This window comes from uncultured Algibacter sp. (genome assembly GCF_947495925.1).
Lineage (GTDB): Bacteria > Bacteroidota > Bacteroidia > Flavobacteriales > Flavobacteriaceae > Algibacter_E.
Genome location: NZ_CANMAU010000003.1, coordinates 257,851 through 279,136, shown reverse-complemented (window position 1 = coordinate 279,136; position 21,286 = coordinate 257,851). Strand labels below are relative to the sequence as shown.

The window sequence follows — 21,286 nt, the reverse complement described above, 5'->3', positions numbered from 1 at the left end:
AATTAACAAATGAGTGTAACTGCGCAATCGGTATGGAACAATTGTCTTGAATTTATAAAGGATAACATCCAACCGCAGGCATACAAAACTTGGTTTGAACCAATAATAGCAGTTAAACTTACCGACAATTCATTAAGTATTCAAGTACCTAGTAAGTTCTTTTATGAATGGCTTGAAGAACATTATGTGAAAATTCTAAAGGTTTCACTTACTAAGGAACTGGGAGAAACAGCCAAACTTGTTTACATTATTAAAATGGAAAACACTTATGGCAACAAACAACCTTTTACAGAAAAAATTCCTAGTTCAAACAGATCATCTGTTAAATCACAAGACGTTGATATTCCATTAAATAATAAAAGTCCTGAATTAAGAAATCCTTTTGTCATCCCTGGAATAAGAAACGTTAAAATTGAATCTCAATTAAATCCTAATTATAGTTTCGAAAACTTTTTAGAAGGCGATTCTAACCGATTGGCTCGTAGTGCTGGATTAGCAGTTGCTGCAAAACCAGGAGGTACATCATTTAATCCTTTATTAGTTTTTGGAGGTGTTGGTTTAGGAAAAACCCATTTGGCTCATGCTATAGGTGTTGACATTAAAGATAAATATCCTGAAAAAACAGTTTTATATATTTCTGCGGAAAAATTCACACAACAATACATAGATGCAGTCAAAAAGAATAATCGAAATGATTTTATACATTTCTATCAAATTATTGATGTCTTAATCATTGATGATGTACAATTTCTTTCAGGAAAAACAGGAACTCAGGATGTTTTCTTTCATATTTTTAACCATTTACACCAAAACGGAAAGCAGGTTATACTAACTAGTGACAAAGCTCCTGTTGATATGCAAGATATTGAACAACGCTTACTTTCTCGTTTTAAATGGGGGCTATCGGCTGAATTACAAAATCCTGATTTCGAAACTCGTGTTTCTATTCTTAAAAACAAACTGTATCGTGATGGTGTTGATATGCCAGAAGATATCATTGAATATGTTGCTAAAAATATAAAATCGAATGTGAGAGAGCTTGAAGGTGCCATTATATCTTTAATTGCACAGTCTTCTTTTAATAAAAAAGAGATCACTATTGATTTAGCCCGTATAATTGTTGAAAAATTTGTAAAGAACACAAAACGTGAGGTTTCTATTGACTATATACAAAAAATTGTATCAGACTATTTCCAAATGGATGTTGATACGTTACAGTCAAAAACTAGAAAGCGTCATATAGTACAAGCTAGACAATTAGCTATGTTTTTTGCTAAAAAGTTCACAAAAGCCTCCTTGGCAAGTATTGGATCCCAAATTGGAAAACGAGACCACGCTACAGTTCTTCACGCTTGTAAAACAGTAGATAATTTATCTTCAACTGATAAACAATTCAGAAAATATGTTGAAGACATCACTAAAAAGCTTTCTGTTTAAAACAATTCATCATGACTAAAATTTTGATGGTGTGCTTGGGAAACATTTGCCGTTCTCCCCTAGCTGAAGGTATTCTTAAATCTAAACTACCTAGTGACTCATTTATAGTTGATTCCGCTGGTACGGCAAGTTACCATATTGGAAGCTCTCCAGATAAACGTTCAATTGCTGTAGCTAATAAACACGGGCTAAATATTTCTAACCTTAGCGGACGACAATTTGAAGTATCTGATTTTGACAGGTTCGACCTGATTTACGCCATGGACAATTCTAATTTTGATAACATTATAAGCTTAGCCAGGAATAAAGTTGACATTTCGAAAGTGAAATTGATTTTAAATGAAGTTTACCCTAATCAGAATTATAACGTTCCTGATCCCTACTATGGAGGACATGATGGTTTTGAAAATGTTTACAAAATGCTTGATGAAGCCTGCACGCTAATTGCGAATGATTTAAATTAGAATAGTTATGACCTCTAAAGGTAAACTTTACTTGATACCAACAACTTTAGGCGACAACAATCCTGCAGAAGTACTTCCTATTACTGTCAAGAAAACCATCGAAGACACGGATGTTTTTATTGTTGAAAATGAGAAAACAGCACGACGTTTTATTAAAAAGATTTGTCCTCAAAAACCCCAACCCTCATTAAAATTATTTCTTCTAAATAAGCATACAGAAGAAGTCGATTTACCGAGCTTTCTCGAACCTTGTAAAGCAGGAATAAACATTGGCTTGCTTTCTGAGGCTGGCTGCCCAGGTGTTGCTGACCCTGGAGCAGATATTGTCAAGATTGCGCATAACGAAAACATAAAAGTGGTACCGCTTGTTGGACCTTCATCCATTTTAATGGCCATTATGAGTTCGGGCATGAATGGGCAAAGTTTTACTTTTAATGGCTACCTACCTATTGATAAAACGGAACGTAAAAACGAAATAAAACGACTAGAACGTATTTCTGTTGAGTATAATCAATCTCAAATTTTTATTGAGACCCCATATAGAAATAACAAAATGTTAGAGGATTTATCGAGCGTTTTAGATAGAAATACTCATGTTTGTGTGGCTTGCGATATTACACTACCAACCGAATTCATAAAAACACAAACAGCAAACCAATGGAAAAAAAATATGGTAGACCTTCATAAAAGACCTACCATATTCATTATTCATAAAGATTGACACTTTTTATATTGCTCTAGCTTTCTTATTTGGCTTCACAAATGACGTGTCGTATCCTGAAAATCGCTTCATGTAATGACAAATAGTTGTGCCATAACCATCAGCGAAATTATCAAGACCATAACTTCTTAAGTACTTCTTCACACTTCCTGGGCCCGCTAAATGCGCAGCTGCAAGAATTCCAGATTCTGTAACAATAATCCCATTAATTCGCTTTCCAACGAAGTTCTTAATATCTCGCCGTAAAATCCATTTGTTACGTGCTGCATTGGCAACAAAGGCCTTTTCTTGCAACCCTGGATTATGGAGAAATTTTTGAGGATTATATATTCCAATTAATCTCAACGTACCAGCACCAAACTGATACTTTCCCAAATAACCATAAGTATTCACTGAGAAATAATTTCCTCCTGATTCTCTAAAAGCTAACGCTTCTTTAAAACCGACGAAAGATTTCCCTAAAAATGGTGAAAACTCATAATCTGTTGAATTGTTTGAATCCGACAAAAACTCGTTTTTATCAGTTTCAATACTCACGTTGTAATTTAAGTTTAATCCACTTGTTGAATATTTACTTAAATCAATGGTTTCATTTGACTGAAACGAAAAATACAATAGTGTTGATATTGTCAGCGTGAGGGCTACGATACTTACAATATTTTTAACCATAAAATTTTTAACTTCTTCAGTGCATTTTTAATTTTTTAATACACCTTCAAATTTCAGCGTGCAAAATTATGATTTTTTGCCATAAGTTCAAAATTACTCGATTATGTGCCTTTTTTTATTGTAGAATAGATGAAATACATCTTTATTTCCATCAAATTTTCATACTTCATACTGGTCTTTTCATTGACTTAAAACAACTATTAAACCTTATAAAACACATTAAAAACAAACACATAAAGCACTTTAAATCAAATAATTAACTTAAAAAACATATGTAAAAAACCCAAACATAGTTGTGTTTTGTCTTATAAATATTTAACCTAGGCTAAGATTTACAGCTTATTAATGGAGTCAAAAGGGATCAATCATAGCTCTAAATATTACACCTCTTAACACAGTCTTTCTGGCGTCGTTTTAGGGTGTTATGCTTAGTAAAAAGGTAAATTTAAAGCTGCTATGATCTCTTTTTTTAAAATTATTTCAAAAAACCAAATAAACCAATCATTAAAAAACCTACTATTTGTTAATCCCTTGTGAAGATAAATAACGATGATAGGCTCTAGCATTTGCATTATGCTGACTAAGCGTTTTTGCGAATTTATGAAAACCTAACCGTTTTGGATCTGCAGCAAAATACAGGTATTTATGTTTTTCATAACTCAATACAGCATTAATTGCAGAAATATCAGGCATTGCAATAAGTCCTGGCGGTAAGCCCGCATTCTTATATGTATTATAAGGTGAGTCAATATCTTTATGCTCATTAAGTACACGTTTAATTACCGTATTTTGATATTTAGGTAATTTATAAGCAGCAAATTTAAGTGTAGGATCTGCCTGAAGTGGCATCCCTATTCTAATTCTATTCATATATACTCCAGCAATTCTTGGTTGCTCTGCAGCTTGCTTAGACTCTTCGTAAACGATAGATGCTAAAGCAATGACTTCATTTGGAGTCAACCCTATGGACTTGGCTTTATCTAATCTGGAATTATTCCAAAAGCGTTTATACTCCTTTAACATTCTGCCTCTAAACTGTTCTGCTGAAGTATTCCAGAAAAATTCATAACTGTTAGGCAAATACATGCCTAATGCTGTAGCTTCGTTAAAATTACTTTCAGACCAAAATGATTTATCCTGCATTGCATTTAATAAACTTAAGCTATCAGCTTCAATTTGTAAAGCAACTCGTCCTGCCAATTTTTCTAAAGTTTCTTGATTATTAAAGGAGAGTTTTATGGGTCGGTTTTTACTGCGAATGGAATTTATAATATCATTATTCGTCATTCCTTTTTTTATCTCATACCTACCAGCCTTAATATTGCTAACATATTTTTTCTGTTCAGCTAAATCATCAAACGAGGCTATATCTAACAACAAAGGTTCTAATTGACTTCTAACAGTTTCATAATTAGAATTTGAAGGAATAAACACAAAAGCAGACTCATTATTAAACGCTGTATTAGGCTTTAACATAGCTTTATAAACAAAGTTCGCAAAAAATGCCGCAACAACTAGTCCTATGACCACAATAGCGAGAAGTATCTTTTTTATATACATTTAGTTATTAATAAGCTGAAATAAATATTCGTTTTTAAAAGCACCGTTTACATAAACCCAGTCCTTCTTTAATCCAATTTTTTTAAATCCTTGATTTGAAAATAATTTGATACTTGCCTCATTATTTTCAGAAATGTTACAATATAGTTGATGTAAGTCTAAATGCGTGAAACTATAGTCAATAAGTAACTCCAAAGCTTCATTCCCAAACCCTTTTAATCTATTATTAGGTTCTTTTACCAAAATACCTACCCCTGCTCTTCTATTTTTAAAATCAAAATCAAATAAATCAATCAAGCCTAAAGTAGTATGATCAGTACCTGAAATAACAAGGCGCAATTGTTTTACTTCATAAATATCTTTGTGGGCATTTTCTAGATATTGCTTTATTAAAAACTTGGAATATGGCGTCTGGGTAAAACTTATTTCCCAGATAGACTCATCGTTTTCAACAGCGTGTATAAAATCTAAATCCTCTGGCTCTAAAGCACGTAAATAAATATGTTTACCCTTTAAAGTTATCATATCGTTCCTTCAAACACCATTTTTGCAGGTCCAATTAGCCATACATTATTATAAGTCCCATTTTGCTCCTCAAAACAGACTTCTAACTCACCACCTTCAACATTTAGTTTCACCTGATTACGATCTGTTTCGCCTAATACATGCATAGCGATAGCTACAGCTGTAACTCCTGTACCGCAGGACAATGTTTCGTCCTCTACACCTCGCTCGTAAGTTCTTACTCTAAAAGCCGTTTCATTTATTTTTTTTACAAAATTAACATTACTGCCAGCTTCATTATAGGGAGAGCCATAACGTATTTCTGCACCTTTAACTTTTATATTAAAACCTTGGATATCTTCCTCAAACTGAATATGATGCGGCGATCCAGTATCTAAAAACACATGATTATCATACATTTCAACCTTATCAACATCTACCATTTGCAGTTTAACAATATCTCCTTCAATAGATGCATGGTGTAAACCATCAATAGCCTCAAAAACAGCTTTGTCTTTAATTACTCCTAGTTGCTTCGCAAATGCCACTAAACAACGCCCTCCATTTCCACACATAGAGCTTTCATTACCATCTGCATTATAGTAAACCATTTTAAAATCATAATCTCGGTGATTTTCTAATAAGATTAATCCGTCGGCACCTATGCCAAAACGTCTGTCACATAAAAAAGCTACGTGTTTGGTATTGTTTTTGTCGAAAATTTGTTGACGATTATCAATCATCACGAAATCATTTCCGGTTCCTTGGTATTTATAAAAAGTTGTTCGCATAATAAGCCACAAATATATAAATATAAAACCGTTTTCTTGATTGTTAAATCGTCGTTAAAGTTGAATTTCAAATTCAATAAATATTTAATTTTAATGTTAGTAAATAAAACTTAAACGAAAATTATGAAGAAGATTATAACATTAGTATTGGTTTCGGCATTAGGTGGTATTTTCACTTTAGGAGCCTACAAATTGTTCATCGAAAAAAACAAAACCCTCGTTGTTAGCACAACAGAAGCTCAACCTACATTTTTACCTACGAGTAGTTCCAGAAACTTGCTGTATTCGGCTGAAGCACCAGACTTTACTGGGGCAGCAGAAAATACAGTTAATGCTGTGGTACATGTTAAAAATGTAACCTTAAGTTCTGGTCAAATGACTTTTCAAGATTTTTTCTACGGAAGACGTTCTCAGCAACCACAAGTTGGCACAGGATCTGGAGTTATTATTAATTCTGATGGTTATATAATAACAAATAATCATGTTATCAAAAACGCTCAAGAACTCTCTGTTACTTTAAATAATAACAAAACCTATAAAGCAGAATTGATAGGTACTGATGCCAAAACAGATATTGCATTACTAAAAATTGATGCTGATGAAGATTTACCTTTTGTAACATTTGCAGATTCTGATACGGCTAAAATTGGAGAATGGGTCCTTGCAGTTGGCAACCCATTCAATCTTACGTCTACTGTAACCGCTGGAATTATTAGTGCAAAATCAAGAGATTTATCGGGTGCGAGTACACAATCATTTATTCAAACAGACGCGGCTGTTAATCCAGGGAACTCAGGTGGAGCCTTAGTGAACACAAACGGAGAATTAGTTGGTATTAATACGGCTATTACTTCGCAAACGGGTTCATATATAGGATATTCTTTTGCAGTACCTAGTAATATCGCAAGAAAAGTAATTGAAGATATTATGGAGTACGGGAATGTTCAAAACGGTATTCTTGGAATTCAAGGAGGTTCTTTAAATAGTGCTGCTGCAGAACAATTAGAGATTAACGATACTGAAGGTGTTTATATTGACAGTGTGGTTGAAGATTCCGGTGCCGATAAAGCCGGTCTTCAAAAGGGAGATATTATCAAAGAAATTGATAACAAAAAAGTTTCCAAATTTTCTGACTTAACGGGACATTTAAGTGCTAAAAGACCCAATGACGTTGTAAACCTTAAATTATCTAGAGATGGTGAAATAAGAACGGTAGCCGTTACCCTTGCGAGAAATGAAACATACGCAATGCCACTGGTAGGAAGAGTCAAAAACACCAATCAAGCCGATTTAAAGAAATATAAAGCTAAGCATGGTGTTAAAATCACACAATTAAATGATGAATATGCCGAATATTGGGAAAAGAATGGCGTGACTAAAGGCTGTATTATTACTACAATTAATAATGAAGATGTACATAGTGTTGAAGATGTTCAAAGAATATTTAGAAACAGATCTTCTTATGAATCTTTAAGAATTGAACTTATAAATTCTGAAGGTGAAAAAGAACGCTATAACTTCAGATAAATAAAGTCTTTTTTCTACTCAAATAACCCTTTGAAATTTATAAAATTTTAAAGGGTTATTTTTTTATTAAAACACCTTACGAAAACGTTTGAAATATAGTATTTTTGGCAAAATCAACAACGCAAACTAAACTATAAAATTATGAGTTTTAACAAGACTTATGAAAACGAATTAGCCTTTCAAGCAGATCGGCGAAAGGCCACTGTAGAGTTTATTAAAATTATCAGTGATTTATGGTACGACAAGTCTATTGAATTGGTCCTTTTTCGGAATCAATTAATAGACAGAAATGTGAGTCAAATACTCAGCTTGCACGACTACGCTGGGAAATTTGTTCAGAAACCTATGTCTATTTTTGACACAGTAGAAATTGCTCAGGCCATTAAAGCGCTTGATATCCCTCCTGCCAAATTAGATATTGGAAAGCTTACCTACGAAATGCATTGGGAAGACAATAAACACGATAATGCTACAGCTTTTATAGCTCGTAAGTTAAAAGATGCAGGGAAAAACGGTGAAATTAAACCAAAAGATGTGGTTTTATACGGCTTTGGTAGAATTGGGCGTCTTGTAGCACGCGAACTTATGGTACGTACTGGAAAAGGCAGCCAACTGCGCTTAAGAGCCATAGTAACCAGAGGTATTATTGATGAAAAAATACTTGAAAAAAGAGCTGCGCTTTTAAGAAATGATTCTGTACATGGCGATTTTCCTGGAACTGTATCTGTTGATGCAACTAATAAAGCCTTAATAGTTAACGGCACTACAGTTAAAATTATTTCAGCAAATACACCAGAAGATATAGACTATTCAAAATACGGTATTTCAAATGCTTTAGTTATTGATAATACAGGAGCTTTTAGAGATAAAACTGGACTTGGAAAACATTTAAAATCACAGGGAGTTGATAAAGTATTGTTAACGGCACCGGGAAAAGAAGTTCCTAATATTGTTTATGGTGTTAACCAAAAAGAATATAGTCCTGACAAACTAGACGTTTTTTCAGCGGCTTCATGCACCACAAATGCTATTACACCAATTCTAAAAGTCATAGAAGACTCGTTTGGTGTAAAAAGTGGACATTTAGAAACTATCCATGCATACACTAACGATCAGAACCTTGTTGATAATTTACACTCTAAATACCGACGTGGTCGTGCAGCAGGGTTAAATATGGTTATTACAGAAACTGGTGCTGGAAGTGCCGTGTCTAAAGCATTACCAAGTTTGGAGGGTAAACTCACATCAAATGCCATTAGAGTTCCTGTTCCAAACGGATCTTTAGCCATTTTAAATTTAGAATTGAAAAACAAAACATCTTTAAATGGTGTGAATACCATTTTAAAGAAATATGCATTAGAAGGAGATCTTGTTGAACAGATAAAATATGAAATTAGTGATGAATTAGTTTCAAGCGATATAGTAGGTTCTTCTGCACCTTCTATTTATGACAGTAAAGCTACAATTGTTCGTAAAGATGGTAAAAATATTATTCTCTACATATGGTATGATAACGAATATGGTTATAGTCATCAAGTAATTAGATTAGCCAAATATATTGCTAAAGTAAGACGCTATACATATTATTAGAATTCTATAATCTAAAGCCTTATTAGAACCGTATATAATCAAGACTATTCAAATGAGGCTTTTTAATTATTTATAACCAAATAGTTAACAATATTTTATAAATTCGCAAACCTAAACAACTCTTAAATTTTTGTTCAAAATGAACCCAATCAAAACACTTTTCATCTTAATACTCACCTGTTTAATTTCTCTCAATTCATTTTCTCAAGACAGTACAGAGGAAGTCAAACCATCACTAAACAGTGGTACTATTGATAGTCAATTTGATTATTTAATAAGAAAATCTGGTAAATACCAAGAATATAAGGTCGTAAAACAAACGTGGTTATATATTTTAAAAGCCCATGTATTAGATTCATTAAAAGCTGTTCATAAAGACTTAAAAGAAACCCAATCTGTTGTATCAAAACAGGATAAGGAAATTTCAGCTTTAAAAGATAATCTTTCAAATACACAAACAGATTTAGAACAAACGAACACCGAAAAAGATAGTATTTCATTATTTGGTATGCAGATGAGCAAAACCAATTACAAAGTTTTGATGTGGGTTATTATAGCAGCATTATTGGCATTACTTCTTTTCTTCATTTATAAATTTAAAAATAGTAACGATGTAACTCGAGAAGCTAAAAACAATTTGGCTGAAATCGAGGAGGAATTTGATGAGCACAGAAGAACAGCTTTAGAACGCGAGCAGAAAGTGAGACGTCAATTACAAGATGAAATTAATAAGCAGAAAAAAGCTTAATTAAAAAACATAATAATTTTTAAGGTTGAATTCTTTCATTAGAACTCAACCTTTTTTATTTCAATTAATACCACGAAAAACTAAATAACATCATTTAGTTTTAATAATTCACTTTATAAGCTACCACCCTGTTATCAAAAAATGTAGGCACAAGTAAGGTTTTTATAACAGGTATATAATCAATATCAGCAGCATTTATTGAGTCGCTGCTTGTATCTAAAAGAAGTGTCTTAGTCCAATTTTCACTGTTAATATAAAATATATGACCCTGCCAACTAGAAACAATAAAATCGCCATTATCTAATCTTACAATACCATCTCCATGACCAATTCCTGTTACTAAAGTTTTAAACACTTTATTATCTTCATTATAAAGTCCAAAATTATGAGATGCAGACGTAGCATAATAAATACCTTCTTTTTGATGCAATAAACCATTCAAACGCCCTAAAGTATCTTTGGCAACTTCATTAATTTCATTACCAACAATTTTATAAATTGTATTAGAACCAGAACCAGAAGTATAAACAACTCCGTTACCAACTGTAATATCGTTTAATTGGGGCTTACCCTCAACTAAAAACTCTTGAGTTACTTTTTGTTTTTCAATATCTATTTCTACAACTCTATCAATATCATTTACATATAATTTTCCACTAAGGATCCCCATACCTTTAGGCCCACTTAAATCTTCCATCCACTTCAAATTTGTTATTTCTCCCTTAGTATTAATCGTAGAAATAAAACCATTCCCATCCTTTTCCCATGGAGAATTGTTTACATTTGATACATAAATAATATCTTCATCTGGGTTATATAATACAGACTCGCAGGTAGTCAATAGCGTATCTGTTTTCCATAATAATTCCAAACTAGGTCTAAAAACTGTCTTCTCTTCAGGTTTTACGTCTGCTAAAGTTTTCTTTTTTCCGCAAGACACAAGAATGAAAATACCTAAGCAAAAAACAGTCACATACTTATAATTCATAAAATAAATATTAAAGATTAATTAAAAATACAGAATCCCAATGTAAATAGCTAATTCATGTTTTTATGAACTAAGATCTATATCACTAAAACCATATTTATTATAAATACTGTACAAAATTTCATAATTTTAAAATGACGTTAAAAAATGTAATATGACTGATTTACAAGTAGCTAAAACCATTTCTTTAAAACATATTTCTTCCATAGCAAAAAAATTTGGTATTCCACCTGAGGATATTGAAATGTATGGAAAGTACAAAGCTAAGTTGCCATTAAAATTTATAGACAAAGTATCTGTAAATAAAAACAACTTAATTTTGGTTTCGGCTATATCACCTACTCCTTCGGGTGAAGGAAAAACAACGATGTCGATAGGTTTATCTGAAGCCTTAAATCGGCTAAACAAAAAGACCACTGTAGTTTTGAGGGAACCATCTTTGGGTCCAGTATTTGGTATAAAAGGAGGTGCTACGGGAGGTGGATATTCACAAGTATTACCCATGGAGGATATTAATCTTCATTTTACAGGTGATTTTGCAGCCATAGAAAAGTCGCATAATTTATTAGCTGCACTTATTGATAATAATATTCAAAGTAAAACCACATCTTTACGTATTGACCCCAGAACTATTGGTTGGAAACGCGTTGTAGATTTAAATGATAGAGCTTTAAGACGGGTTATAGTCGGTCTTGGGGGAACGAACTCTGGCGTTCCTAGAGAAACAGGGTTTGATATAACAGCGGCTTCAGAAATTATGGCAATCCTCTGTTTAGCAGAAAATTTAAGTGATCTGAAAAAACGTTTAGGAAATATTTTTATTGGCTACACTTATGATAAAGAACCTATTTATGCTAAAGATTTAAAAGCTGAAGGTGCTATGACCGTGCTTCTTAAAGATGCTATTAAACCTAATTTAGTGCAAACCATTGAAGGCAACCCTGCCATTATTCATGGAGGACCATTTGCAAATATTGCACAAGGCACCAACTCTGTTATTGCGACTTTAATGGGTATGTCTCATTCCGACTACACTGTTACTGAAGCAGGTTTTGGTTTCGATTTAGGAGCAGAAAAATTCTTTGATATCAAATGCCAAAGTGCTGGGTTAAAACCAAAAGCAGTTGTTTTAACAACAACCATTAGAGCCTTAAAATATCACGGTGGGGCAGATTTAAAATCACTTACAGAACCTAATATTGAAGCTTTAAAAAAAGGGTTTCCTAACTTAGAAAAACATTTAGAAAACATCGCTAAATTTCATGTTACCCCTGTGATTGCGATTAATAGATTCATATCAGATACCGATGAAGAAATTGAGGCTATCAGATCTTTTGCAAAATCAAAACAGGTTAAAGTAGCATTAACAGATGTTTGGACCAAAGGTGGAGGCGGCGCATTAGAGTTAGCAAAAGAAGTTATTAATATTGTTGACTCTAACATCTCAGATTTTCAGCCTTTATATAAATGGGAATCTACGGTTAAAGATAAAATTGAAACTATAGCTACCGAAATTTATGGCGCTGAACATGTTGATTATTCATCAAAAGCTAAGGCACAACTCAATAATATTTCAAAGCTAGGGCTAGACCATCTGCCGGTTTGTATTGCGAAAACCCAAAAATCATTATCAGATAATCCAAAACTCTTAGGACGCCCTAAAGATTTCATCATTACGGTTAGAGAATTTGAAATTGCTGCAGGAGCCGGTTTTTTAATTCCTATTACAGGAAATATTATGAGAATGCCAGGGTTACCTGCACACCCTTCATCAGAAAACATCGATATTGATGATGATGGGGAAATTAAGGGGTTATTTTAAATCGATTATATTAGTGAACAAAACCATGAAAACAATCTATTGGACAACCACCCTAATATTGGGTGTATTCCTAATTTGGAGTGCCTATACTTATTTATTTAGTAAACAAACTATTATAGGTGTGAGAGAGTTAGGGTTCCCAGATTTTTTTAGAGTACAACTTGCCATTTTAAAAATAATTGCAGTGATTATACTTCTAACGCCATCAATCCCTTTTCAAGTTAAACAATGGGCATACTCTGGAATTGGACTATTCCTTGTTACCGCAATTGTAGCACATATTGCTCACAAAGACTCATTTTTATTTACTCTAATTAATATATTCTTAATTATGCTACTGGTAATTTCTAACTTCTATTTGAACAAAATAAAATGACAATTACTTATTTTCATTATCAATTAGGAAAGATATTTCGATGCATAGAATATTCCAATAAGAATAGTCTAATTTAGCTTATCGACAGATATATCATTAAAATTATGGGCAAACTAAAAAGCAACGCATGCATAAATAAAATCTACATTTCTATAATATTGATATTAATGATGATGGGGAAATTAAGGGGTTGCTTTAACTGAAGTTTAAGCACCAGTACGTATTGCTTTTCTTGCAGGAAAATTCTAACTTCGCTTATTAACTTACATAAGTCGATTGATAAACGACATATATCATTAAAGTTAACAAAAATTAAACCCCATGAAACGAATATTTGTATTATTACTTCTTACTTCTAATTCTCTTTTATCTCAAACAACAGTAATTGCAGATATTTATCCTGGAGTAAATGATTCTAATCCTGAGCGTTTTATTGAGTTCAATGGTAAACTTTTTTTTGAAGCTATAGACTTAAATTGTGGGTGTGAGAAAATCTGGGAATATGATGATATCAATCCTCCTTTTTTATCAATTCAGATGAACTCTACTTTGTTTAGCTCAGCCATTAGATTTGCAGTTGTTTTCAAAAATAAATTATACTTCAATGCAAATGATGGAACTCATGGTTACGAGTTATGGTCTTATGATGGTGTTAACACACCTCAAATGGTTCATGATATTAATCCTGGTTCATTATCATCCGATGCAAAGTATTTTACTGAGTTTAATAGTACTTTGTATTTTCAGGGAAAGGGTAATTCTAACACAGGTAATGAACTATGGTCTTATGACGGTAGAAATAACCCAACTTTAGTAGCTGACATAAATTCTGGATCAGAAAGCTCCAACCCCATTCATTTTATAGTTTTCTCTGACAACTTATTTTTTCAAGCGGACAATGGTGTTAATGGTAAAGAATTATATGTTTATGATGGGAACAACCCTCCAAGGTTAGCCGCAGATATTAATACAGGAGTTTCTCACGGAAATCCAAACAATCCAATGATTTTTAATAATCAGTTATACTTTATGGCAAATAATGGAGTACATGGAAATGAATTATGGAGTTATGATTATATTAACCCACCAACTATGGTTTTAGATTTACAGGCTGGGGTTGAAAGTTCAAGTGCTCTTCCAAGAGCAATAATTAATAATGAATTTTACTTTTCGGCATCAACTAATGAATATGGGTCTGAGTTATGGAAATATAATGGATTAAATTCTCCTCCTACAGTTATTGATATCAATGAAGGACCTTTACCATCAAATCCAAGATCTTTTACCTCTTTGGGAAATACCTTCTATTTTTCTGCATATACTGAAGAAAATGGAGCTGAAATGTGGAGTTATGATGGTACAAATGCCCTAATGGTAAAAGATATTAATGTTGGTTCAAATAGTTCAAATGCATATGAGTTTACATTTTTTAACGATAAAATTATTTTTAGAGGAGACAATGGAACTTCAGGAAAAGAACTTTGGCAATTTATTCCTTCCACATTATCAGTAAATGAATTAAAAAACAATAATTATACATTATTTCCTAACCCAGTTTCAGGTTTTATAAATCTAAAATCTAGTTACATAATTTCAAATGTAGAAATATATAATACTTTGGGAGAGATTATAAAAAATCTACATATAGAGTCGGACAATATTAAAATGAATGTTAAAAGTTTAAATCCTGGTATTTATATAATAATACTTAAATCTGATAAAGGAATAGAAAGTTTGAAATTTATTAAAGAATAAATTTTGCTAACACCGTAAAAAATTGCTGGAAAAAATCAATTTTGCAAAGTCCTCGCGGATTTTCTACCCGTATAATATTTCTTAACTCAAGCGCTTAAATAACATAAATTTTCTTACATAAAGTGCCTTTAACCAAAAGACTGCTAATCTATACGTTCAATATGCGCTCCAATAGCACGCAAACGTTCATCTATATTTTCGTAACCGCGATCTATTTGCTCAATATTTTGAATAGTTGATGTTCCTTTTGCCGAAAGCTCCGCAATTAATAAAGAGACTCCTGCACAAATATCTAGCGATATTATAAGCATGCTAAGGTTATCTGCACACCCTTCTTCTGTAAATATTGATATTAATGATGATAGGGAAATTAAGGGGTTGCTTTAACTGAAGTTTAAGCACCAGTACGTATTGCTTTTCTGGCAGGAAAATTCTAACTTCCCCTATCGTCTGATATAAATCATTAAAACGGACGTATATCATTAAAGTTAGGACCAATTAGAAACTACAAGAAGAAATTACAATAAATGAGTAAATCAAAAAAATTTTGGGATGGTGCTTCAAAGAACTACGACAAAACAGAAGAACGCTTTGAGTACATTCATAATAAGTCTCGAAAAAACACTAAAAAATATTTAGAGAAGAGTAATGTTGTTTTAGATTACGGATGTGGAACGGGTACTGTATCTTGTGAAATAGCCGACTATGTTAAAGAAATACACGCGATTGATATATCATCAAAGATGATTGAAATTGCTACAGAAAAGGCAGTGGAGAGAAAAATTGAAAATGTAACTTTTTCTCAAACTGATATTTTTGACGAACAACTCAAAAAAGAATCTTTCCATAGAATACTAGCATTCAATATGTTGCATACTATTCCTGATCCCAAAGTTGTGGTGCAAAGAATAGATGAATTATTAAAGCCAAATGGGTTGTTTATTTCTGTAACACCGTGTTTAGGAGGTAAATTATCATTTTTAGTTGGTTTACAAATTCGGCTTGTTCAAATATTATGTAAAATTGGAGTAATTCCAGTTCCTATAAGAAGACTTAAAAGTTCTGATTTAGATAATTTAATCACGAATGGAAATTTTCAGACTGTTGATTCCGAAAAGATTTATAAAGGCGCATCTAGTTATTTTATTGTAGTAAAGAAAAAATAGTGAAAAACAAAAGGTGCTAACACCGTGTATCATTAATTGCTAGGCAAGTTCTTATTTGGAAAATACCTTCGGAATTTTCTCGGGTTCGTTTTTGTTTACTAAATTAGTTCCTTAACCACGCAACTAACCATACACAAACACGATAAGCGCAACTTTAAAGTTGGCATTAAAAACATAACTACGTACTTACTTACTCCACGCGCTCTATATGAGCTCCTATAGCACGCAAACGTTCATCTATATTTTCGTAACCACGATCTATCTGCTCGATATTTTGAATGGTAGAAGTTCCTTTAGCCGAAAGTGCCGCTATTAATAAAGAAACACCAGCGCGAATATCAGGAGAGGTCATGGTGGTAGCCTTTAGAGTTGACTTATAATCATGACCAATAACTGTGGCGCGATGCGGATCACAAAGTATAATTTTTGCTCCCATATCAATTAATTTATCTACAAAGAACAGACGGCTTTCAAACATTTTTTGATGTACTAAAACACTACCTCTTGCCTGAGTAGCTACTACCAAAATAATACTCAGCAAATCAGGCGTAAATCCTGGCCAAGGGGCATCAGAAATAGTCAAAATAGAACCATCAATAAAGCTCTGAATTTCATAACCATTAGTATGAGCAGGAATATGAATATCATCACCTTGTCTTTCAACTGTAATACCAAGTTTTCTGAAAGTTTCAGGAATTAAACCTAAATCTTCCCAAGATACGTTGGTAATTGTAAGCTCACTTTTTGTCATGGCCGCAAGTCCAATCCAACTTCCTATTTCAATCATATCAGGAAGCATTCTATGTTCAGTGCCTCCTAAACTATCAACACCATCAATAATAAGCATGTTTGATCCCACACCACTTATCTTAGCTCCCATTCTATTCAACATCTTACAAAGCTGCTGCAAATAAGGTTCGCAAGCCGCATTATAGATAGTCGTTTGCCCTTCGGCTAAAACAGCAGCCATTAAAATATTTGCGGTACCAGTAACCGATGCTTCTTCAAGCAACATGTAAGTACCTTTTAATTTTTTGGCTTCTACACCATAAAACTGTTCTTCTTTACTGTAACCAAATTTGGCACCTAACTTTATAAGACCTTCAAAATGTGTATCCAAACGACGGCGTCCAATTTTATCACCACCAGGTTTAGGAATATATCCTTTACCAAATCTGGCTAAAAGTGGCCCAACAATCATAATAGAACCGCGTAAACCGCGCCCATCAACTTTAAACTCGTCTGATTCTAAATACTTTAAATTAACATCATCTGCTTGAAAGCTATAAGATCCCTTACCTAGTTTTTCAACTTTTACTCCAAGCTTCTTTAATAAAGCAATAAGCTTATTGACATCAACAATGTCTGGAATGTTATTAATTGTAACTAACTCTGGAGTTAGTAAAACTGCACATAATATTTGTAAGGCTTCGTTTTTGGCGCCTTGAGGCTGAATGCTCCCTTTTAATTGGTGCCCACCTTCAATCTTAAATGTTCCCATAAAGTACTAGTAGCGTTTTCTTTGGCGGTTATTTGAATTCTTTTTGTGGTGATGCCCTTTCTTATTGTTATTATTAGAAAACTTGTTTTTAGAGCGCAATAAACTCGAAGAATCTGTTAAGTCTTCTTTAGAATCTTTCAAATTTAGTTTCCCTCCTGAAAGTTCAAATAGATGGTCAAAAATAACGGCATCCTCCACAGTATCTTTATTCCAATTTAAGAAACACTTTTTCATATGATTCGCAATAGTATAAGTCAACGCCTCTTTAAGTTCGCCTTCTTCCCAAGTATTAGCCACATCAATCATGGTTTTAATATTGTTTCCGTAAAAACGATATTTAGGAAAGTTTTGCGGGTATTTTAATGGCTCGGGACGTTCTTCATATATTTCCTTTGTTGGAATTTCATATGGTGAATCGGCATCCAATTCAAAATTAGACATGATAAACATCTGATCCCAAAGCTTATGTTGAAAATCTGGCACATCTCTTAAATGGGGTTGCATATTGCCCATTACAGCTATAATACCTTTTGCTACTTTATTACGTTCTTCTTTTGTTTCTAATGATTTAGCGTAATTAATCATCTTCTGCATATGCCTTCCATATTCCGGAATGATTAAATGTTCACGCTCTGTGTTGTATTCTAAATTATCTATCAAAATAAATGTGTAGAGTTAATAATAATGCACGTAGTTGCTGTGCCTGCGCAAAATACAAAAAAAAACTAAAGACTTATGACGCCTTCCACTTTTTCTGTAACTTCTTTATACTTATCTATAACGGCATCAGGGTTTTTCATAGAAACATTAATAGATACACTGGTATACTTGCCATTTTTAGATTTCTTAGTCTTAATTACGGCTCCCAAATTATCAAAAAGATCTTCTATTTGCTTAATCTTCTCCTTATCGGAAATCACGATAAATTTATATAAATACTCAGACGGCCAAAGTGCCGTATCATATAATTGCCCTTTTAATTTTTTATAAAACTCTTCAGAATTTGGAGGTACACTCATATTATTTTGTTTCTAAAACAAATATACAGTTTCATCTGTAATAATTAAGTTTTTTGAATAAACTGATATCATATTTAATCAACCATTTACATCTATCTCATTTGTTTAATAAAAACGCTTGCTCTGGTATTTTTTTTATACAAGTTAAATTACGAATTTTACAACTTAATTATCGCTCATTTGAAAGCTAAAAAAATTGTCATTACCGGTAGTGCGGGAACCGGCAAAACATCGGTTATAGATTTTCTAAAAACAAAAGGTTTTCATTGTTTTGAAGAAGTTATAAGAACATTAACTTCAGAGGCTAAGAATGAGGTAGATGCCTCAGATCATATTTCTAATCCCATTGTTTTTGCCAAAGATCCTTTAGACTTTAATACACGTTTATTAAATGGTAGAATAGATCAGTTTAATCAAGCAAAATCAATAGATAAAAAAATCTATTTCTTTGATCGTGGCATTCCCGATGTGCTCGCGTATATGGATTTTTTCAATCAAACCTATGATGAGGCTTTTATAAAAGCCTGTAACAACTATACGTATACAAATGTTTTTCTATTACCTCCTTGGAAAGCCATTTACAAAACGGATAGTGGGCGGTTTGAAAGTTTTGCCGAAGTAATACAAATTCATGAACATTTAAAAACTACCTACCTAAAGTTTGGATATCATATTACAGAAGTTCCCTTTGGAAGTATTGAATCTCGTACCGATTTTATTCTAGACCATATATAAATAAGTGGAGCACCCTATTAACATATTGGAACGTTATTGGAAGTTCACAAGTTTTAGAGCCAAACAAGAAGCTATAATAAATGCCGTAATTGCGGGTGAAGATACTTTTGTTTTACTTCCTACTGGTGGTGGGAAGTCTTTGTGCTTTCAAATTCCTGCTTTAGTAAAAGAAGGTATTTGTATTGTAGTGTCTCCGCTTATTGCTTTAATGAAAGATCAAGTAAAGTCTTTAAATGATAAGGGTATTAAAGCTATGGCTCTTACTAGTGGCATAAGTTATGCTCAGCTAGACACACTTTTAGATAATTGTATTTATGGCAATTATAAATTTTTATACATTTCCCCAGAGCGCTTGCAACAAGAATTAGTCCAAGACCGGATAAGGCAAATGCATGTAAACTTAATAGCTGTTGATGAGGCACATTGTATTTCTCAATGGGGAAGTGATTTTAGACCTGCTTACAAAAACATTAAACTTTTACGGCAATTACAACCAAGTACAAATGTAATTGCCTTAACGGCTTCAGCAAGACCAGAGGTTGTGCAAGACATCATTAAGGAACTTGACTTTATTCAGCCTAAAGTATTTAAGCAATCGTTTGAAAGGCCTAATCTTGCGTATATGGTCTTTCATGAGAATGATAAATACTATCGCCTTGAAACTATTTTAAAAAAGAACGCCGAACCATCTATCATTTACGTTCGCAACAGAAAGCTAACTTTAGAAATTAGTTCTTTTTTACAATCCAAAAATATAACGGCAACACATTATCATGGTGGTCTTTCAAACCTTGAAAAAGACACCAATATGACAGCTTGGATTAACAATCAAACTCAAGTTATTGTGGCTACCAATGCCTTTGGAATGGGTATTGATAAGCCTGATGTAAAAACTGTGATTCATTTAAATTTGCCCGAAAGTATTGAAAGCTATTTTCAAGAAGCCGGGCGCGCAGGGAGAAATGGAGATAAAGCTTTTGCCATAATTTTAAAAAACGATAGCGATGAATCTCTCGTTAAAAACCAATTTTTAAAAGTTTTACCAACGGTTAATTTTGTTAAGCAAGTTTACAGAAAGTTATGTAACTATTTTCAAATATCTTACGGCGAAGGGGAATATCAAACATTTGATTTTGATTTTAACACGTTTTGCAAAACCTATAGTTTTAGTTCTATTTTATGCTACAATGCTTTACTTTTATTAGACAGAAATAGCGTAATTAGCTTATCAAAACAGTTCAAAAATAAGGTAACCGTTCAATTTATTATTTCTAATAATGCTTTATTTAATTATTTGAATACTCATAAAGATTTTGACGTTATTGTAAAGTCTATGCTGAGAATGTATGGTGGTATTTTTGATCATGTTACAAAAATAGATTTAAATAAAGTTGCGACAAAAGCTTCGACTAATGAAGGTCTTCTAATACATGCTTTACAAGAATTAGAACGGGATGAAATCATTACATTAGGCTTAGCTAATACAGACGCGCAAGTTACATTTATTGAACCCAGAGAAGATGATAAGACTATTAATAGAATCGCGTCAATTATTGAACAACAAAATAAATTAAAACAAAATCAAGTAGCTGCTATCTTAGATTATGTTGAAAATGATTCAGCATGTAAAAGTATACAGCTCTTAAGTTATTTTGGAGAAAGCGATGTTCAACCTTGTGGCATATGCTCTGTATGTATTCAAACTAAAACAAAGCCCCAAGATATGAATTCAATAAAGAAGCAAGTTATAGAACAACTTGAAACAGGAGATCAATCATCTCGTCAATTATTAAAAACCATAAATTGCTCAGAAAACATATTGAAAACAGTTCTTAAATTATTACTAGAACACCAAATTATAAATATTACACAATCGAACACATACAAATTAAGTCATTTATAAAGCCTAGAAA

Annotated in this window: 20 protein-coding genes and 1 pseudogene; 12 read left to right on the top strand and 9 right to left on the bottom strand. The window is 32.7% G+C overall.

The window, feature by feature from the left end; all coding sequences use genetic code 11:
- Positions 1–9: 9 nt before the first annotated feature.
- The 3 genes from dnaA to Q0857_RS07515 are packed head-to-tail and all read left to right on the top strand — an operon-like array spanning position 10 to position 2,622.
- On the top strand, positions 10–1,437 hold the full coding sequence (dnaA, locus tag Q0857_RS07525) for a chromosomal replication initiator protein DnaA (RefSeq protein WP_298533477.1): 1,428 nt from the start codon (positions 10–12) through the stop codon (positions 1,435–1,437).
- An 11-nt stretch (positions 1,438–1,448) separates the two neighbouring features.
- Positions 1,449–1,901, top strand: coding sequence for a low molecular weight protein-tyrosine-phosphatase (locus tag Q0857_RS07520; RefSeq protein WP_298533476.1), 453 nt, complete (start codon positions 1,449–1,451; stop codon positions 1,899–1,901).
- A gap of 7 nt (positions 1,902–1,908) precedes the next feature.
- A complete protein-coding gene (locus Q0857_RS07515; RefSeq protein WP_298533474.1) occupies positions 1,909–2,622 on the top strand; it encodes an SAM-dependent methyltransferase in 714 nt (237 codons plus the stop codon).
- Between the two features lie 6 nt (positions 2,623–2,628).
- Here Q0857_RS07515 and Q0857_RS07510 read toward each other — a convergent pair whose 3' ends face one another.
- The 4 genes from Q0857_RS07510 to dapF all read right to left on the bottom strand — a co-directional run bounded on the left by Q0857_RS07510 (position 2,629) and on the right by dapF (position 6,146).
- Positions 2,629–3,291, bottom strand: a complete 663-nt coding sequence (locus Q0857_RS07510) for a peptidoglycan-binding protein LysM (protein WP_298533473.1) — start codon at positions 3,289–3,291, stop codon at positions 2,629–2,631.
- Between the two features lie 516 nt (positions 3,292–3,807).
- Positions 3,808–4,851, bottom strand: a complete 1,044-nt coding sequence (mltG, locus tag Q0857_RS07505; protein WP_298533472.1) for an endolytic transglycosylase MltG — start codon at positions 4,849–4,851, stop codon at positions 3,808–3,810.
- On the bottom strand, positions 4,852–5,376 hold the full coding sequence (locus Q0857_RS07500) for a GNAT family protein (RefSeq protein ID WP_298533471.1): 525 nt from the start codon (positions 5,374–5,376) through the stop codon (positions 4,852–4,854). It lies immediately after the preceding gene.
- Entirely contained in the window at positions 5,373–6,146 is a 774-nt protein-coding gene (dapF, locus tag Q0857_RS07495; protein ID WP_298533470.1) for a diaminopimelate epimerase, read from the bottom strand. Before dapF ends, Q0857_RS07500 begins: the two co-directional genes overlap by 4 nt.
- A 123-nt stretch (positions 6,147–6,269) precedes the next feature.
- On the opposite strand from dapF, the gene Q0857_RS07490 reads away from it, so the two are divergent.
- The 3 genes from Q0857_RS07490 to Q0857_RS07480 all read left to right on the top strand — a co-directional run bounded on the left by Q0857_RS07490 (position 6,270) and on the right by Q0857_RS07480 (position 10,011).
- Entirely contained in the window at positions 6,270–7,673 is a 1,404-nt protein-coding gene (locus Q0857_RS07490) for a trypsin-like peptidase domain-containing protein (RefSeq protein WP_298533469.1), read from the top strand.
- A gap of 141 nt (positions 7,674–7,814) precedes the next feature.
- Positions 7,815–9,263, top strand: a complete 1,449-nt coding sequence (locus Q0857_RS07485; RefSeq protein WP_298533468.1) for a glyceraldehyde-3-phosphate dehydrogenase — start codon at positions 7,815–7,817, stop codon at positions 9,261–9,263.
- A gap of 139 nt (positions 9,264–9,402) precedes the next feature.
- On the top strand, positions 9,403–10,011 hold the full coding sequence (locus tag Q0857_RS07480) for a tRNA (guanine-N1)-methyltransferase (RefSeq protein WP_298533467.1): 609 nt from the start codon (positions 9,403–9,405) through the stop codon (positions 10,009–10,011).
- Positions 10,012–10,111: 100 nt separating this feature from the next.
- Here the strand turns inward: Q0857_RS07480 and Q0857_RS07475 are convergent, their stop codons facing one another.
- Positions 10,112–10,999 carry a hypothetical protein gene (locus Q0857_RS07475; protein WP_298533466.1) on the bottom strand — a complete coding sequence of 296 codons (888 nt, stop codon included), beginning with the start codon at positions 10,997–10,999 and terminating at the stop codon, positions 10,112–10,114.
- A gap of 154 nt (positions 11,000–11,153) precedes the next feature.
- On the opposite strand from Q0857_RS07475, the gene Q0857_RS07470 reads away from it, so the two are divergent.
- The 3 genes from Q0857_RS07470 (at position 11,154) to Q0857_RS07460 (ending at position 14,952) form a co-directional block, all read left to right on the top strand.
- Positions 11,154–12,821 carry a formate--tetrahydrofolate ligase gene (locus tag Q0857_RS07470; RefSeq protein ID WP_298533465.1) on the top strand — a complete coding sequence of 556 codons (1,668 nt, stop codon included), beginning with the start codon at positions 11,154–11,156 and terminating at the stop codon, positions 12,819–12,821.
- Between the two features lie 25 nt (positions 12,822–12,846).
- Entirely contained in the window at positions 12,847–13,197 is a 351-nt protein-coding gene (locus Q0857_RS07465; RefSeq protein WP_298533464.1) for a DoxX family protein, read from the top strand.
- A gap of 321 nt (positions 13,198–13,518) precedes the next feature.
- Positions 13,519–14,952, top strand: coding sequence for a T9SS type A sorting domain-containing protein (locus Q0857_RS07460; protein ID WP_298533463.1), 1,434 nt, complete (start codon positions 13,519–13,521; stop codon positions 14,950–14,952).
- Positions 14,953–15,095: 143 nt separating this feature from the next.
- Here the strand turns inward: Q0857_RS07460 and Q0857_RS07455 are convergent.
- Positions 15,096–15,257: pseudogene (locus Q0857_RS07455) on the bottom strand (UDP-N-acetylglucosamine 1-carboxyvinyltransferase); the annotation flags it as partial.
- Positions 15,258–15,479: 222 nt separating this feature from the next.
- On the opposite strand from Q0857_RS07455, the gene Q0857_RS07450 reads away from it, so the two are divergent.
- Positions 15,480–16,118: a class I SAM-dependent methyltransferase gene (locus Q0857_RS07450; protein ID WP_298533461.1), complete on the top strand. Its 639-nt coding sequence runs from the start codon at positions 15,480–15,482 to the stop codon at positions 16,116–16,118.
- 190 nt (positions 16,119–16,308) lie between these two features.
- Here Q0857_RS07450 and murA read toward each other — a convergent pair whose 3' ends face one another.
- The 3 genes from murA to Q0857_RS07435 form a co-directional block, all read right to left on the bottom strand.
- Positions 16,309–17,619: a UDP-N-acetylglucosamine 1-carboxyvinyltransferase gene (gene murA / locus Q0857_RS07445; protein ID WP_298533459.1), complete on the bottom strand. Its 1,311-nt coding sequence runs from the start codon at positions 17,617–17,619 to the stop codon at positions 16,309–16,311.
- Positions 17,620–17,625: 6 nt separating this feature from the next.
- Complete coding sequence (locus tag Q0857_RS07440) at positions 17,626–18,279, bottom strand: DUF4290 domain-containing protein (protein WP_298533458.1); 654 nt, start codon at positions 18,277–18,279, stop codon at positions 17,626–17,628.
- Positions 18,280–18,344: 65 nt separating this feature from the next.
- Complete coding sequence (locus Q0857_RS07435; RefSeq protein ID WP_298533457.1) at positions 18,345–18,638, bottom strand: DUF493 family protein; 294 nt, start codon at positions 18,636–18,638, stop codon at positions 18,345–18,347.
- Positions 18,639–18,818: 180 nt separating this feature from the next.
- On the opposite strand from Q0857_RS07435, the gene Q0857_RS07430 reads away from it, so the two are divergent.
- Both Q0857_RS07430 and Q0857_RS07425 read left to right on the top strand, forming a co-directional pair.
- Positions 18,819–19,373, top strand: coding sequence for an ATP-binding protein (locus tag Q0857_RS07430; protein WP_298533455.1), 555 nt, complete (start codon positions 18,819–18,821; stop codon positions 19,371–19,373).
- A 4-nt stretch (positions 19,374–19,377) separates the two neighbouring features.
- A complete protein-coding gene (locus tag Q0857_RS07425) occupies positions 19,378–21,276 on the top strand; it encodes an ATP-dependent DNA helicase RecQ (protein ID WP_298533453.1) in 1,899 nt (632 codons plus the stop codon).
- Positions 21,277–21,286 lie beyond the last annotated feature (10 nt).